This is a genomic window from Amycolatopsis sp. CB00013 (genome assembly GCF_001905755.1).
Classification (GTDB): domain Bacteria; phylum Actinomycetota; class Actinomycetes; order Mycobacteriales; family Pseudonocardiaceae; genus Amycolatopsis; species Amycolatopsis japonica.
In genome coordinates this window covers 1,263,831-1,278,334 of record NZ_LIWC01000001.1, presented here as the reverse complement: position 1 = coordinate 1,278,334, position 14,504 = coordinate 1,263,831, and the positions used below count along the sequence as shown (strand labels likewise).

Annotated in this window: 13 protein-coding genes; 6 read left to right on the top strand and 7 right to left on the bottom strand. The window is 69.6% G+C overall.

All coding sequences use genetic code 11. The annotated features are described in order from the left end of the window. The first annotated feature begins 15 nt into the window (after positions 1–15). Together AMK34_RS05685 and AMK34_RS05680 are read left to right on the top strand one after the other, a co-directional pair. Positions 16–756 (top strand): ABC transporter ATP-binding protein, encoded by a 741-nt coding sequence (locus AMK34_RS05685; protein ID WP_073843433.1) that lies wholly within the window; start codon positions 16–18, stop codon positions 754–756. A 4-nt stretch (positions 757–760) separates the two neighbouring features. Further along, positions 761–3,328 carry an FtsX-like permease family protein gene (locus AMK34_RS05680; protein ID WP_083649747.1) on the top strand — a complete coding sequence of 856 codons (2,568 nt, stop codon included), beginning with the start codon at positions 761–763 and terminating at the stop codon, positions 3,326–3,328. An 18-nt stretch (positions 3,329–3,346) separates the two neighbouring features. Here the strand turns inward: AMK34_RS05680 and AMK34_RS05675 are convergent, their stop codons facing one another. Together AMK34_RS05675 and AMK34_RS05670 are read right to left on the bottom strand one after the other, a co-directional pair. Then, a complete protein-coding gene (locus AMK34_RS05675) occupies positions 3,347–4,696 on the bottom strand; it encodes a DUF2252 domain-containing protein (protein ID WP_073843430.1) in 1,350 nt (449 codons plus the stop codon). A gap of 51 nt (positions 4,697–4,747) precedes the next feature. After that, entirely contained in the window at positions 4,748–5,605 is an 858-nt protein-coding gene (locus tag AMK34_RS05670; RefSeq protein WP_073843429.1) for a DUF1206 domain-containing protein, read from the bottom strand. A gap of 49 nt (positions 5,606–5,654) precedes the next feature. On the opposite strand from AMK34_RS05670, the gene AMK34_RS05665 reads away from it, so the two are divergent. Next, a complete protein-coding gene (locus AMK34_RS05665) occupies positions 5,655–6,014 on the top strand; it encodes an antibiotic biosynthesis monooxygenase (protein WP_073843427.1) in 360 nt (119 codons plus the stop codon). 96 nt (positions 6,015–6,110) lie between these two features. Continuing rightward, positions 6,111–7,064 carry an Acg family FMN-binding oxidoreductase gene (locus tag AMK34_RS05660; RefSeq protein WP_038513071.1) on the top strand — a complete coding sequence of 318 codons (954 nt, stop codon included), beginning with the start codon at positions 6,111–6,113 and terminating at the stop codon, positions 7,062–7,064. Here AMK34_RS05660 and AMK34_RS05655 read toward each other — a convergent pair. From AMK34_RS05655 to AMK34_RS05635, 5 genes are all read right to left on the bottom strand, one after another. After that, positions 6,998–8,365, bottom strand: a complete 1,368-nt coding sequence (locus tag AMK34_RS05655) for a DJ-1/PfpI family protein (protein ID WP_073843425.1) — start codon at positions 8,363–8,365, stop codon at positions 6,998–7,000. The genes AMK34_RS05660 and AMK34_RS05655 overlap by 67 nt on opposite strands. A gap of 2 nt (positions 8,366–8,367) precedes the next feature. Next, the gene (locus AMK34_RS05650) at positions 8,368–8,766 is read right to left on the bottom strand and encodes a hypothetical protein (RefSeq protein ID WP_073843423.1); all 399 of its coding nucleotides are present in this window, start codon (positions 8,764–8,766) and stop codon (positions 8,368–8,370) included. A 179-nt stretch (positions 8,767–8,945) separates the two neighbouring features. Next, a complete protein-coding gene (locus AMK34_RS05645; protein ID WP_038513080.1) occupies positions 8,946–9,587 on the bottom strand; it encodes a response regulator in 642 nt (213 codons plus the stop codon). Continuing rightward, on the bottom strand, positions 9,584–10,687 hold the full coding sequence (locus AMK34_RS05640) for a sensor histidine kinase (protein ID WP_073844594.1): 1,104 nt from the start codon (positions 10,685–10,687) through the stop codon (positions 9,584–9,586). Before AMK34_RS05640 ends, AMK34_RS05645 begins: the two co-directional genes overlap by 4 nt. Before the next feature lie 90 nt (positions 10,688–10,777). Beyond that, positions 10,778–11,776 carry a LacI family DNA-binding transcriptional regulator gene (locus AMK34_RS05635; RefSeq protein WP_072027016.1) on the bottom strand — a complete coding sequence of 333 codons (999 nt, stop codon included), beginning with the start codon at positions 11,774–11,776 and terminating at the stop codon, positions 10,778–10,780. 161 nt (positions 11,777–11,937) lie between these two features. On the opposite strand from AMK34_RS05635, the gene AMK34_RS05630 reads away from it, so the two are divergent. Then, the gene (locus AMK34_RS05630; RefSeq protein WP_038513089.1) at positions 11,938–13,005 is read left to right on the top strand and encodes an ABC transporter substrate-binding protein; all 1,068 of its coding nucleotides are present in this window, start codon (positions 11,938–11,940) and stop codon (positions 13,003–13,005) included. 2 nt (positions 13,006–13,007) lie between these two features. Then, a complete protein-coding gene (locus AMK34_RS05625) occupies positions 13,008–14,480 on the top strand; it encodes a sugar ABC transporter ATP-binding protein (protein WP_073843418.1) in 1,473 nt (490 codons plus the stop codon). Positions 14,481–14,504 lie beyond the last annotated feature (24 nt).

Genomic DNA, 14,504 nt, shown 5'->3' with positions numbered 1-14,504 from the left:
CGCTAAGGGGAAACGATGAATTCAGGGGGCGCGTGCGCCTTGTCGCTGGACTCCGTGAGCAAGGTCTACGGATCCGGTGACGGCGCGGTCACGGCTTTGAACGGGGTGACCGTCGAAGTGCGCCGGGGCACGTTCACCGCGGTGATGGGACCGTCGGGCTCGGGCAAGAGCACCTTCCTGCACTGCGCGGCCGGGCTGGACAAGCCCAGCTCGGGCCGGGTGTTGCTGGGGGACACGGAACTGAGCAGGATGCGGGAGAAAGCGCTCACCGAGCTGCGGCGGACCCGCATCGGGTTCGTCTTCCAGGCCTACAACCTGCTGCCGTCGCTGAACGTGCTGCAGAACATCACGCTGCCACTGCGGCTGGCCGGGAAGAAACCGGACCCGCAGTGGCTGCGCGAGATCGTCGAGGGCGTGGGGATCGCGAAGCGGCTCGAACACCGTCCGTCCGAACTGTCCGGTGGCCAGCAGCAGCGGGTCGCGATCGCCCGCGCGCTGGTCACCCGGCCGGAGGTCGTCCTCGCCGACGAGCCGACCGGGGCACTGGATACCCGCACCGCGAAGCAGGTCCTCGACCTCCTTCGCTCCATTGTGGACGGCATGGGGCAGACCGTGTTGATGGTCACCCACGACCCGGTCGCGGCGTCGGCCGCGCACAGCGTGCTCTTCCTCGCCGACGGCAAGCTGGCCGGCCACCTCCCGGCGCCGACGCCGGAACGGGTCGCCGAGCGCATGACCCACCTCGGGGAGTGGTGACGTCATGTGGGATTTGGCCTGGCAGACGACGAAAACCCGCTTGAGCGGTTTCGTCGGTGCGTTCGTCGCGATCCTGTGCGGGACGGCGCTGGTCGCCGGCTGCGGCGTCCTGATGGAATCCGGACTGCGCGCCGGCGTCCCCACCCAGCGGTACGCCGACGCGGCGGTCGTCGTGGGCGGCGGGCAGACGGTCGCACCGCCCGGGACCGGCGCGCTCGACGGCCAGCAGGTCGCCGAGCAGGCGACGGTGCCGGTGACGCTCACCGGTGCGATCACCGCGGTGCCCGGCGTGCGTGGTGTCGTGGCGGAGCAGAGCTTCCCGGCCACCGTGGTGACCGCCGACGGGCGGCCGTTGACCGGGCCGGAAGGCGGCCAGTCGCTCGGTCACAACTGGGACGCCGCCGTGCTGGCGCCGTTCTCCTTGCGTGACGGCCGCGCGCCCGCCGGTGCCGACGAGGTGGTCCTGGACGCGGACCTCGCGTCACGGAGCGGCGTGACCGTGGGGCAGCGGGTGAAGATCGCCGTCCGTTCGGCGCCGGTCGAGTTCCGGGTCTCCGGGATCGCCGCCCCGAAGACGGGCGACGGCCTCACCCGGCAGTCCGCGCTGTTCTTCTCGCCGGAGAAGGCCACCGAACTCGCCGGGATCCCCGGACAGGCACACGCGATCGGCGTGCTGGCGGAGCCGGGTGTCACGCCGGGCGACCTCGCCGAGAAGATCAGCGCCGCGGTCGGCGACAAGGTGACGGTGGCGACCGGGGTCGAGCGCAGCACGGTCGAATTTCTCGACGTCAGCCAGACCCGGATGCTGCTGATGGCGCTCGCGGGATCGTTCGGCGGGTTCGCGCTCCTCATCGCGGTGTTCGTCGTGGCCAGCACCCTGGCGCTCGTGATCAACCAGCGCCGCCGGGAGTTCGCCCTGCTGCGGGCGATCGCGGCGACACCGCAGCAGATCCGCAAGCTCATCGGCGCCGAGACGATGATCGTCGCCTCGGTCGCGGGGGTCCTGGGCAGCGGTCTCGGGGTCGCGGTGGGCTTCGGCCTGCGGAACGCCTTCGGTGCCATCGGAGTGATCCCGCCGGACTTCGAACTGGCGATCAGCCCGATCCCGCTCGTCGCCGCGCTGGTGCTGGGCCTGGGCACGGCGCGGTTGGCCGCCTGGTCGGCTTCGCGGCGGCCGTCGTCGATTCGCCCGGTGGAGGCACTCGGCGAGGCCGCGGTGGAGCGGCGCGAACTCGGCCGGGTGCGCCTCATCGTCGGCTGTGCGCTGGTGGTGACCGGTCTCGCCGGGTCGATGGTCCCGATTTTCGTGCGCGGCGAGGCGGGATTGGCGGCTTCGGGCAGTTCGGCGCTGGTGATCGTGATCGGGCTGGGCGTGCTCGGCCCGAAGGTGGTCGCCCTCATGACGCGGCTGGTCGGCCCGGTGCTGAACCGGACTTCGCGGATCAGCGGCTACCTGGCCGCCGCGAACAGCCAGGCCAATTCGCGACGGCTGGCGGCCGCGGTGACGCCGGTGATGCTGGCGGTCTCGTTCGCGCTGACGATGTTCTACAGCCAGACCTCGGCTGCCGCGGCACGCCAGGAGGAGACCGTCGAGTCGACCACGGCCGACTACGTGCTCGCCAGTGGTACCGGCGGACTGTCCCCGGAGGTCGCCGAGGCGGCACGGCGTGTCCCCGGTGTCTCCGCCGCGACACCCGTGGTGCGCACCGAGGTGCTGAACACGGTGCAGGAGCAGGACAAACTGCGCGTCGAGCGGTACGCGGCGCAGGGACTGGACGGCGCGCAGGTCCGCGGGAACGTCGATCCGGGTGTCGTGTCGGGCAAGATCACCGACCTGACCGGGAACACCGTGGCGATGAGCGAATCGGAAGCGGACTGGTACGAGAAGAAGGTCGGCGACGAGGTCGAGTTCTTCTTCGGTGACGGCGCTCCGGCGAAACTGCGGCTGGTCGCCACTTACACCCGCGAGCAGGCTTTCGGCCGGTACGTGCTGCCCGCCGATCTCGCGAGGGCGCACACCGGCGACCGGATGGACGATGCGGTGCTGGTGCGGCAGCAACCCGACGCGGATGCCGCCGCCGTGACCGCCGCGCTGAACGAACTCGCGGTCCGGTATCCGGGGCTGGCCGTGACACCGGGATCGGCGGTGGCCGCACCCGCGAACGGGCAGCAGGACGCCCAGTTCTATGTGAACCTGGTCGCCGTCGGGGTGATCCTCGGCTACGTCGTGATCTCGGTGGCGAACACGCTGGTGATGAGCACGGCGCAGCGCTCGCGGGAGTTCGCCCTGCTGCGCCTGATCGGCACGACGAAACGCCAGGTGGTGCGGATGATGCGCTTCGAAGCACTGGCGACGGTCGGCGTGGCGGCCCTGCTGGGCACCGTGGTGGCGGGGATCCCCCTGGTGCTGCTGAACCTCGGCCTGCGCGGGACACCGCTGCCGTCGGGCACGGTCACCGTCTTCGGCGGGGTCATCGCCGGGGCGATCCTGCTCGGGCTGGTCTCGCTCGGCCTCGCCACCCGCGTGGCGCTGCGGTCGAAGCCGATCGAGGCCATCGGTCTCCGCGAATAGCGCGTTCCCGTCGTCCGGTCAGCTCTCAGCGGCGGGCCGGACGGCGGGGATCTTCCCGCCGCGGAAGGCGTCCACGAACAACCGGTGGTCGTCGCGCGACTGCTCGGCGTAGGCCATCCCGAATTCGGTCAGCGTGCGGACGAACTCGTCCTCGCGGTCGCCGATGACCGCGGCGATGGCCTCTTCGCTCTGGAAATCGACCAGCGTCTGCTCGGAGTCCGAATCGGACACGCAGTGCATCTTCGCGGTGGCGCGGCCGAGATAGTCGAGGACCGGCCCCATCTCCGACGGTTCGGTCAGCTCGGACCAGTCCAGATCGTCGACGTAGGGCGACAACTCCGAGACGACGAACCCGGTCCCGTCGATCTCGGTGTACCCGAGCCACGGGTCCGCGTGCGCCTGCAACGCGCGCTGGGAGACGGCGGTGCGGTGCCCCTCGTTGGTGAAGTAGCCGCGGATGCGCTCCTCGGCGACGATGCGGCTCGGCGCCGCGACGTTCCCCTGTTTCATCGACAGGACGACGTCGTTCTCGAGCGCCTGGGTCCGGCCTTCGACGAGGATGTTGTACGCGGGCAGCCCGGCGGAGCCGATCCCGAATCCGGTCCGGCCGACGATGTCCTTGACCCGGTAGGTGATGCTGCCGAATCGCTTGTTCTCCGGGATGGTGTCCAAATAGGACTCGAAGGCCTGGATCGCGATTTCGCGTTCGGCCTGGTCGAGGACGCGGACGCCCGGCCCGTGCCGGAACCTGCGGTCGTAGTCCTCCACGGTGGTCAGCTCGTCGAGCAGATCGATCCGGGTTTTGAGCCGGGCCCTGAGCAGGACGTTGTGCAGGACACCCTCGGTGCTGTCCAGCTGGAGCCGGACGAGTTCGTCGCCGGGTCGCTCGGCGTACTCGCGGACCTGCTTGACGTAGGCGCGCAGATAGGTGCCGATCAGCGCCTCGATGTCGTCGTCGGAGATCGCCTTGCTCCACGCCAGCAGCGCGACACTGGCGGCCAGCCGTTTGAGGTCCCAGGTGAAGCAGCCGAGATAGGCCTCGTCGAAGTCGTTGACGTCGAACACGAGCGTCCCGGACGAATCCATGTAGCTGCCGAAGTTCTCGGCGTGCAGATCGCCCTGGATCCACACGCGGCCGGTCTCGGCGTTCGACCACGGATCGTCCTCGTGCGCCATGTCCGCGTAGAACAGGCACGCCGAGCCCCGGTAGAAGGCGAACGGGGCGGCGGCCATCTTGCGGAACTTGCGGCGGAACGCGTCGGCGTCCGCGCGCATGAGATCTTCGAAGGCCTCCACCAGCACTTCGACGATCCGCGCCTGACGAGCGTCCTCGCCCTGCTCGCGGATCGACTCGACCACACCTGCCATCACGACCTCCCGACGTCGTTCACGGTGCCACAGGTCGCTTCGCCGGGCAGATCAGATCTTGCGGAAACGAGCGTCCAGTAGCGCGAAGGCACCGAACGCGGCGATGCCCGCCGCGAGCGTGAGGAGCATCGGACCGCCGTACGGCTGAGCGGAGAGCGTCTTCAACGCGGCGTCGAGGCCGCTCGCCTTGGCCGGGTCGAAGGTGATCGCGGCGACGACGGTCAGCACGCCGATGGTGCCGTACGCGGCGGAGAGCGCGATCCAGCCGATCTGCCCGAGCCGGATCGTCACGGTCCTGGCCGTCCCGGTGGCACCGCCGAAATCGAGCTCCCGCACGAAGGTCTTCCGGAAGCCGCGTTGGGCGAGGAACACCGCCACCGCCACGACGGCGACTCCGGCGAGGGTGATGAGGAGAGGCCCGTAGGACTTCGCGAGGATCCCGGCCACGAGAGAGCTTTGGCCGTCGTCGGCGCCCGCGAGGGCGATCTTCACCGCGCTGTAGGAGACGAGGCCGTAGAGCACGACTTCGATCCCGCTGACGATCCTGCGCACGGTCCGCCGGCGCGTCTTGACGTGCCGGTGCCCGGTGATCGCCTCGCCGAGCTGCCACATCGCCAGTACGGCGAGACCGGCCGCGATCAGCCACAGCAGCCACGCGCCCCCTTCGGCGACGACCATCTGCAGGGCGCCCGCCTTGTCGGCCTTCGCGTGGTCGCCGAGCGCGACCTGCGCCGCGAGCCAAGCGACGAGCAGGTGCACGACCGCGTAGCAGACCAGCCCGCCCCGGGCGATGAGGCCGAACGTCTTGCTGTCGCGCATCGGGCGATCCTCGCCGAGCCGACGTCCGCCCACCAGGCCCGGCCGGAGCAATGTGCCCGAAATGTCGGGCAGGTCACTCTTGATCTCCACCGAGGTCGAGGGTGAAGGCTGGGTTCATCATCGGCTTCGAGGAGTGAACATGAGTGAGGACAAGGGTTTCTACTCGATCATCGAGTACGCGGTCGACGGGCCGGAGACCCAGGCGGCGTTGGTGGAGGCGTTCGCCGAGATCCAGGACCGCTGGGTGCGGTTCTACCCGGGTTACGTTTCGGCCCGGTTCCACGCGAGCGTGGACGGGACGCGGGTCGTCAACCTGGTCAGCTGGGCGAGCGAGGCTGACTACCGGCATTTCGAGGAGACTTCCGACACCGAGGGCCGGCTCGCGGCCATCCAGGCGGCGCTCGACGGCCTGCCCGGCGACGTCGAGTCGCGGGTGAGCGCGAACCCCCGTTACCGCGTCGTCCGGGAGACCGGCCCCGGCCCGCGGGCGGGTGACTGAGGGCCGAAGGTCCCGATCCGGAAAGGACCACGGCCACTTCCGGCCCCGGCTCCCGCGCGAAAGGCTGAGGTGACCTCCACGGGCTAGGGAGCCGCGATGATCCTCACCGAAGCACCGGTCGTCACCGCCGCGCTGGAGGCCGCCGTCCGGGCACCGTCACCCCACAACACCCAGCCGTGGCTCTTCGAAGTCGGATCGGACGTCATCGGCGTAGTCCTCGACGAGGATCGCGTACTCGAGGTCTGCGACCCGGACCGTCGTGAGGCGCGGTTGTCCTGCGGCGCGGCGTTGCTGAACCTCGAACTCGCGATCGCCGTCGCGGGACGCTCCTGCGACGTGGAGTTCCTGCCGGAGAAAGACCGGCCGGAACTGCTGGCCAGGGTGGGGATCGGGCCCCGGCACCGGGCGAGCGCGGCGGAGCAGCGGCTGGCGGCGTCGATCCGCGTGCGGTACAGCAACCGGCGGCCGTTCGCCTCGACCCCGGTGCCCGCCGGAGCCCGGCACGCGGTGCGGCGGGCCGCCGGGGACGAGGGCGCGAAACTGGTCCTGCTCGACGAGGTGGGTCTGCTGGAGGCCGTCGCGGGACTCATCCGGCGGGCGGATCACCTGCAGACCCTCGACGACCGCTTCCAGGCGGAACTCCGGGCGTGGACCAGGGAAAGTGGCGGCAACGACGGCGTCCCGGCCTACGCGGGCGGACCGCGTCCGTCGGGCGGCCTGCTGCCCGTCCGGCATCACGGGGAGAGCGAGCAGGCCCGGGAGTTCGAACGCGATCCGGTCGTCGCGGTGCTGACGACACCGACCGACGGGCCGCTCGCCCAGATCCGGGCCGGACGGGCGATGCAGCGAGCGTTGCTGACGGCGACTTCGCTCGGCCTCAGCGCGTCGTTCTACTCGCAGCCCATGGAGATCCCGTCCGCTCGCGCCGTCCTCCGATCGCTGCTCGGCGAGAACGCGCACCCGCAGGCCGTTTTCCGCCTGGGCTACGGCTTCCCGGGGTCCACCACCCCTCGCCGCCCGGTCGGCGACGTCCTCCGGATCATGCGGTAGAGGGCTCGGATCCCGAAGGCCACGAGCAGCCCGAGGACGGCCAGCCCGAACGGGCGCAGCGTGATCGTCCACGGCCACGCCTCGCCGTCCAGCGCGAGATGCCCCGTCTCGTACTCCAAGGTCCTGGCCGTCCACCGCGTGGTCGCGGCGTCGGTGGTGTGCACCAGGTCTTCGAGCACGGCGTCGAACGGGAACCCGGGCCCGGCGTGCAGGTACACCGGTGAGAGCGCGGAGTACCGATCGGCGGCGTGACTCGCGGCGGCGTCCGCGCCGGGCACGACGAGCCGGTCTTCAGCCGTCGGCGTGCCGCGTGGGACGAAGGTCAGGCCGTGCCGGGACCGGATCGGCGCGCCGTCGAGACCGACGGCCGTCGTCTCGACCGCCAGCGACTGGCCGTAGGTGTCGAACACCGCGGCGAGTTCGAGCTCCCGGACCCCGGGAGTCAGCAGGACCCCCAGCATCGGCTTGTCCCACCGGAACGCGGTGTTGAACCCGACGACGGTGTCCGCCGCGTCGAAGCTGTTCTGCGTCATCGGCCGGCTCGAACCGGGGGAGTAGTGGGCCCAGCCGACGGCTTCGGCCGCCTTCCGGGCGGTCTCGGTGCCGGCGAACCGCTCGGTGACGTGGAGCGCCCCGTCGATCCCGGAGAGGATGCCCGCCGTGGTCACGATGTTCCCGTCGTCGACGTAGCGCGTGCCGCGGATCCAGTTGACGGCGGGGAATTCGTCGTCGAACCCGCCGATGCGGATCCAGTGCGCGGTGGCCTGCCGCCCGTTGAGGAGCCCGGCCGAGGCGAGGACGCCCGAACCGTTGCAGACGCTCATGATCAGCGAGCCCCGCGACGACTGCCGCTTCAGCCACTCGGTCACCGGCCGCGTGGTCGGCTCGCCGAGATCCGGCAACGCGGGTACCACCACGACGTCCGGGGCTTTCGACGAGAGCAGCCGATCGAGATCGGCGAAACCGAGGTCCGGGCTCAGATCGAGCCCGCCGGTCAAAGTGACCGGCCGGGCCTGCGGCGCGACCGTGTAGACGTTGAACGCGCCGGACGCCGCCAGGACTTCGTACGGTGCGAGCGCGTCGGAGACGACGGCGCCTTCGTTCCCGACGACGACCACCGCGGTCGGCTTGGCGGGATCGTGCGCCTTGGGTGTCGGCGGCGGCGCGACCCCGTCGGTTCTCTGCGTGTAGCGGTTCTCGAAGCTGGCGCTGAGCGTGACGGCACCGAGTGTGACCGGCAGGGCCAGCGCGGCGACGGTGAACGCCAGCACGGTCAGCGTGACACGGACGAAGGATCGCATGGTCAGGCTCCGTACTCGGCGCGACGGCGGAACATGGCGGCGAGCATCGCGGGCACCATCAGCACGTGCCCGGCCGTCATCAGGGTCGATCCCGAGACCAGGCCGGTCCAGAAGAACGGCAGGAACAGCAGATAGGGCACGTACATCGCGGCCGACATCTCCGCGATCGAAGCCCAGCCGTGGCGCCGGATCCGCATCCACAGCGCCATGCCGAGTGACATGTTCGTCGCCATCACCAGCGCGTTCGCGGTCACGTTCCCGGCGAGGCCCGGCCACAGGAACGACCAGACCGGTTCGAGGACGATCATCCCGGCCACCATCGAGATCAGCATCTCCATGGCGTGGCGCGTGAAGTGCAGGACAGCCTGCTTGCGGGTCTTCTGTTCGGTCGTGTGGTTCATTTCCGGCTCCCTCGGTCGTTGCGACGGGAGCAATGTTCGGCCGCGGCGGGGCACGAGGGCAGGTGCCGGAAGTCATGCGCGAGGTCATGTGACCGGTGTTCAGTCACGCGAGTCACGTCCCTGATCACGCGAGTCACGCCTTTACTCACGGACTTCCGACCGGAGTAGGTACGCAACGCTCAGAACAGGCCGAGTTCCTTCGCGCGCAGGGCGGCCTGGGTGCGATCCCGTACCTGGAGTTTGGACAGGACACTCGTCACGAGGTTCTTCACCGTGCCCTCGGCGAGGAACAGCGTCTTGGCGATCTCGCGGTTGCTCCGGCCGTCCGCGAGGAGCCGGACGACCTCCAGTTCCCGTTCCGAAAGCGGTGTCGCCGACGGCCTGGGTGTCTCGGCGGGGAGCCTGGCCACCCTCGCGACGAGTTTCGCCGCGACGGAAGGCTGCAGCACCGATTCGCCCCGTTCGGCCGCCACCAGCGCTTCGACCAGCCGCGTCGACGAGACGTCCTTCAGCAGATAGCCGACGGCGCCCGCGCGCAACGCGGCGAACACGTCTTCGTCGTCGTCGAACGTCGTCAGCGCCAAGACGCGCACGCCGGGCTGCTCGGCCCGAAGCCGCGCGGTGGCCGCGATTCCGTCCAGCACGGGCATCCGCAGATCCATCAACGCGACGTCGGGGCGGAGTTCGGCGCAGAGCCGCACGGCCTCCTCGCCGTTCGCCGCCTCGCCGACGACGTCGATCTCGGGCTGGACTTCCAACAGGGTCGCCAAGGCTTCGCGGAACAACGCCTGGTCGTCGACGATCAGCACGCGGACGGTCATCCCGGCACCTCCACGGTGAGTGTCAGGCCCTGGCCTTCGGTGGAGTCGACCGAGACCCGGCCGCCGAGGCCGGCGACCCGCTCGCGGAGCCCGACAAGACCGAAACCCTTGTCCGACGGGGAATCCGGGGCGATCCCGAGACCGTCGTCGCGGACTTCGAGGCGGACGAGATCGGCGACCGCGTAGTCGAGCACCACGGTCGCGGCCTTGGCACGCGCGTGCTTGCGCACGTTGGTCAGTCCCTCCTGTGCCGCCCGGAACAGCGACTCCTCGACGTCGGGGCGGGTGTCCCGTGCGGTGCCCTTGACCTCGAACCCGGTCGGCACACCCGCCGCGGAAGCCTCGTCCGTCAGCGTCCGCAACGCGTCCGTGAGCGGCTCGGAGCGCGGCTCCCGCAACGCCGACACCGAGCGCCGGACCTCCGCCAGCGCCTCGCGCGACTGATCCTGTGCCTTGGCGAGCATCCCGTCGGCCCGCTCCGTGTCGCCGGTGCCGATCACCGCGCGGGCGGCCTGCAACATCATCTGGACGACCGTGAGGTGATGGCCGAGCCCGTCGTGGATGTCGCGCGCGAGCCGGTTGCGCTCCTGGATCGTCGCGAGCTGTTCGGCCTGGGCGGCGTGGTCGCGAAGACGTTCGTGCGCCTCGGCCAGCTCCTCACGCGCCCGCTTCTCCCGCACGACCAGTTCGGTCACCACGGCGGCGAAGACCATGACCGCCAGCGTCCCGAGCCCCTCGCGGAGGCCGTCCATCGGCGCCATCGGCAGGTGGATGAGCGGGATCACGACCGCGACCCCGAACGCCACCGGCAGGGGCAGCAGCAACACGGTGTGGCAGACGAGGACCACGAGAAGCAGGACCGCCCCGACGGCGGCGCCCGAAAGCGAGAACAGGGTGAAGCCGAGCGGTAACTGAACGCAGACGTACGCGATCGCCCACGCGCGTCCGTGTTTCTGCACCCAGGGGAAGCCCACGATCGCGATCGCCGCGTAGACCAGTCCGGCGAGGAGCGTCGGCAGCACGAGCGTTTCGTACTTGGCCGAGCCGAGCGGCAACGTCACGTACGCGACGAGGGTCAGCACCGCCAGGGCCCGGTTCACGGACACACCATGCCACGCCTCCCGCATTTCGTCCTCTGAATGCGGTCCTTGTGCACGCAACTACCGCATTCAGAGGACGAAATGCGGGGGTCAAGCGATGGTGCTGTTCCGGATTTCGAGCGAGAAGGGGGTCTGGACGTCTTCCGGTTCGAGGTCGCTCCCGCCCGCGATACGACGGCGCAGCAGATCGACGGCGGCCCGCGCGATCGCAGCCTTGTCCGGCGCGATCGTCGTCAGGGACGGCAGGCTGTACGCGCTCTCCTCGTTGTTGTCGAAACCGACGATCGCCATGTCCGACGGCACCTGGACGCCGCGTTCGGCCGCGGCGCGAAGGGCGCCGATGGCGAGGAGGTCGTTGAAGCAGAAGACAGCGTCGGGCGGCTCCGGCAGAGCGAGGAGATGCGCCATCGCTTCGGCGCCGTTGGCGCGGTGATACCGCAGCGCGGGCAGGACCAGTTCCGGGATGGGCGCGAGCCCTGCCTCGGCGAGCGCGGAGTGGTAGCCCTCAAGCCGCTGCGCGGCGGTATGGCGTTGCGGATGCGCACCGATCGCGGCGATCCGGCGGCGGCCGAGCGAGATCAGATGCCGCACCGCGATCCGGGCGGCCTGGACGTTGTCGATACCGACGTGGTCTATCGGGACGTCGACGACGTGCTCGCCGAGCATCACCAGCGGGACACCGGGTGCGAGATCCTCGAAGTCGTTGGTGTGCAACGCCTCCGGGCTGATGATCGCGCCGTCGATCAGATGCGGGCCCAGCGCGGACAGCGCGTTGCGCTCGCGTTCCCTGGTGCCGAGGGTCTGTTCGATGAGGACGTTCCACTCGTGCTCCTGCGCCGCCTGCAGCACCAGACCGGCCAGCTCGCCGAAGTACGGGATGCTCAGCTCGGGCAGCATCAGCCCGAGGAATCCGGTGCGCCCACGGCGGAGGTTGCGGGCACCGAGATTGGGCCGGTATCCGGTCGAGGCCAAGGCCTCCTCGACGCGTTTGCGGTTCTCCGGCTTGACGAAGTCGTAGCCGTTGACCACGTTCGACACGGTCTTGACCGAGACGCCCGCAAGCTTGGCGACGTCCTTGAGCGTGGCCACCCTCGCTCCCCTCCGCAGTGCTCCGGTACAGATCCGGCACAGCCTAGCCGCGCGAACGGCGGATTTACAACGTTGTACCAACGATGTAAATCTGGCATCGTCCCTACGAGTGACATGGGTCACCGCAGATCCGTGTACTCGACTTCCCCGAGGAGCGATCGATGTCCCTGCCCATCCGCCGCACCCTGCTCCTGGTGACCGGCCTCGCGCTCGCGCTGACGGCCTGCACCAGCCGTGAGACCCAGCAATCCGCCCCGTCGGGGGCCGGTCCCGCCGCCTCGGCGGCGCCGAACCAGGCCGCGGGGCCGGGCTGCGCCCGCGAGAAGACCGGCTACCCGCAGGTGGACGTGAAGAACGCGGTCATCGGCTTCTCCCAGTCGGAGAAGGAGGCGAACCCGTTCCGGATCGCCGAAACACAGTCCATCAAGGACGAAGCGAAGAAACTCGGTGTCCCGGACGACAAACTCCTGGTCACCAACGCGCAGAGCGATCTCAACAAGCAGGTCAGCGACATCAAGTCGTTGCTGGACCGGGGTGCGCAGCTGCTCATCGTGGCTCCGCTGAACTCCGACGGCCTCCAGCCCGCCCTCGACGCGGCGAAGGCCAAGAAGGTCCCGGTCATCACGATCGACCGCAAGGTGACGTCGCAGCCGTGCACCGATTACCTGACCTTCATCGGCTCGAACTTCGTCGAGCAGGGCAAGCGAGCGGCGCAGGAGATGGTGAAGGCCACCGGCGGCACCGGCAAGGTCGCGATCCTGCTCGGCGCGTCCGGCAACAACGTGACCACCGACCGCACGAAGGGGTTCAAGGACGAGATCGCCGCGACCACGGGCATCCAGGTCGTCGCCGAGCAGACCGGCGAGTTCGACCGGTCCAAGGGGCAGGCGGTCATGGAGCAGCTCATCCAGAGCAACCCCGAGATCACCGCGGTCTACGCCGAGAACGACGAGATGGGCATCGGCGCGGTCACCGCGCTCAAGGCCGCGGGTAAGACACCGGGCAAGGACGTCAAGATCGTCTCGATCGACGGCACCCGCAACGCCGTCCAGCTCATCGCCGACGGCAGCTACAACGCGGTGATCGAGTCCAACCCGCGTTTCGGTCCGCTCGCCTTCTCGACACTGCAGGACTTCGCCGCGGGCAAGGAGATCCCGCCGACCGTCGTGATCTCCGACGACCAGTACGACTCGGCGAACGCCGCGCAGAAGCTCGGAAACGCGTACTGACGATGGAACCGGTTCTCGAGGTCGAAGGCGTGACGAAGACGTTCGCCGGGGTGCGCGCGCTCGACGACGTGTCGTTCGCGCTGCGGCCGGGCGAGGTGCACGCGCTGGTGGGCGAGAACGGCGCCGGCAAGTCGACGCTGATCAAGGTGCTCACCGGCGTGCACAAGCCGGATTCCGGCACGATCCACGCGCGAGGCGCGATCTCCACGATCTACCAGGAGGTCAACCTCATCCCGCTGATGAGCGTGGCCGGCAACGTGTACCTCGGCCGTGAGCCGAGGAAGCGGTTCGGGCTGGTCGACTGGGCGCGGATGAACTCCGACGCGGCGGCCCTGCTTGCGGACTACGGCATCGACGCCGACGTCCGCCGTCCACTCGGGACACTCGGCGTCGGCGCGCAGCAGATGGTCGCGCTGGCCCGCGCGGTCTCGGTCGACGCCGACGTCGTGATCATGGACGAGCCGACGTCTTCGCTGGAACCGCGTGAGGTCGAGACGCTGTTCGAGGTCATCGGCAGGCTGCACGAACGCGGGATCGCGATCGTGTACGTCAGCCACCGCATGGACGAGCTGTACCGGATCTGCGAACGCGTCACGGTGCTTCGGGACGGCAGGCGAGTCCACACCGGACCGCTCGCCGACCTGCCGCGGCTGGAACTGGTGTCGATGATGCTCGGCCGCAGCGTCGGCGACATCCGCTCGCACGGCGCGACGGCCTTCGAGGGCGACCATGAGGCGGGCCGGGAACCGGTGCTGCGCGCGGAGAACCTCACCAGCGGCAACCGGCTGGGCGGTGTCTCGGTGGAGATCAAACCCGGCGAGATCGTCGGTCTCGCGGGGCTGCTCGGCTCCGGCCGCACGGAGACCGCGCGGGCGATCGTCGGCGATCTGCCACTCTCGGGCGGCACGGTGCTCGTCGGCGGAAAGCAAGTGCCGCAAGGGAATGTGGCGGCCGCGATGCGCGCGGGCGTCAGCATGCTCGCCGAGGACCGCAAGACCGAAGGCATCATCCCGCATCTGTCCGTGCGGGAGAACATCGTGCTCGCCGCGTTGCCGAAGCTGTCCCGTTTCGGTCTGGTCAGCCGGGCCCGGCAGGACAGGATCGTCGACACGTTCGTGAAACGCCTGCGGATCAAGGTGTCGAGCCCGGACCAGAAGGTCGCCGAACTTTCCGGCGGCAACCAGCAGAAGGTACTGCTGGCCCGCTGGCTCTGCACCGAGCCGAAGGTGCTGCTGCTCGACGAGCCGACCCGGGGTATCGACGTCGGCGCGAAGGCCGAGGTGCAGGCGCTCATCGACGAACTCGCGAAAGAAGGGCTCGCCGTCCTGCTGATCTCGTCGGAGATGGAAGAGCTCCTCGACGGAGCGGACCGGCTGGTCGTGCTCAAGGACGGTGCGGTGGTCGGGGAACTCGCGGGGGAGCAGCTGACGCAGGACCACGTACTGGCCGCGATCGCTTCAGGTGGCGCGGAATGACCAGTACCCAGCGGAGAACGGAGG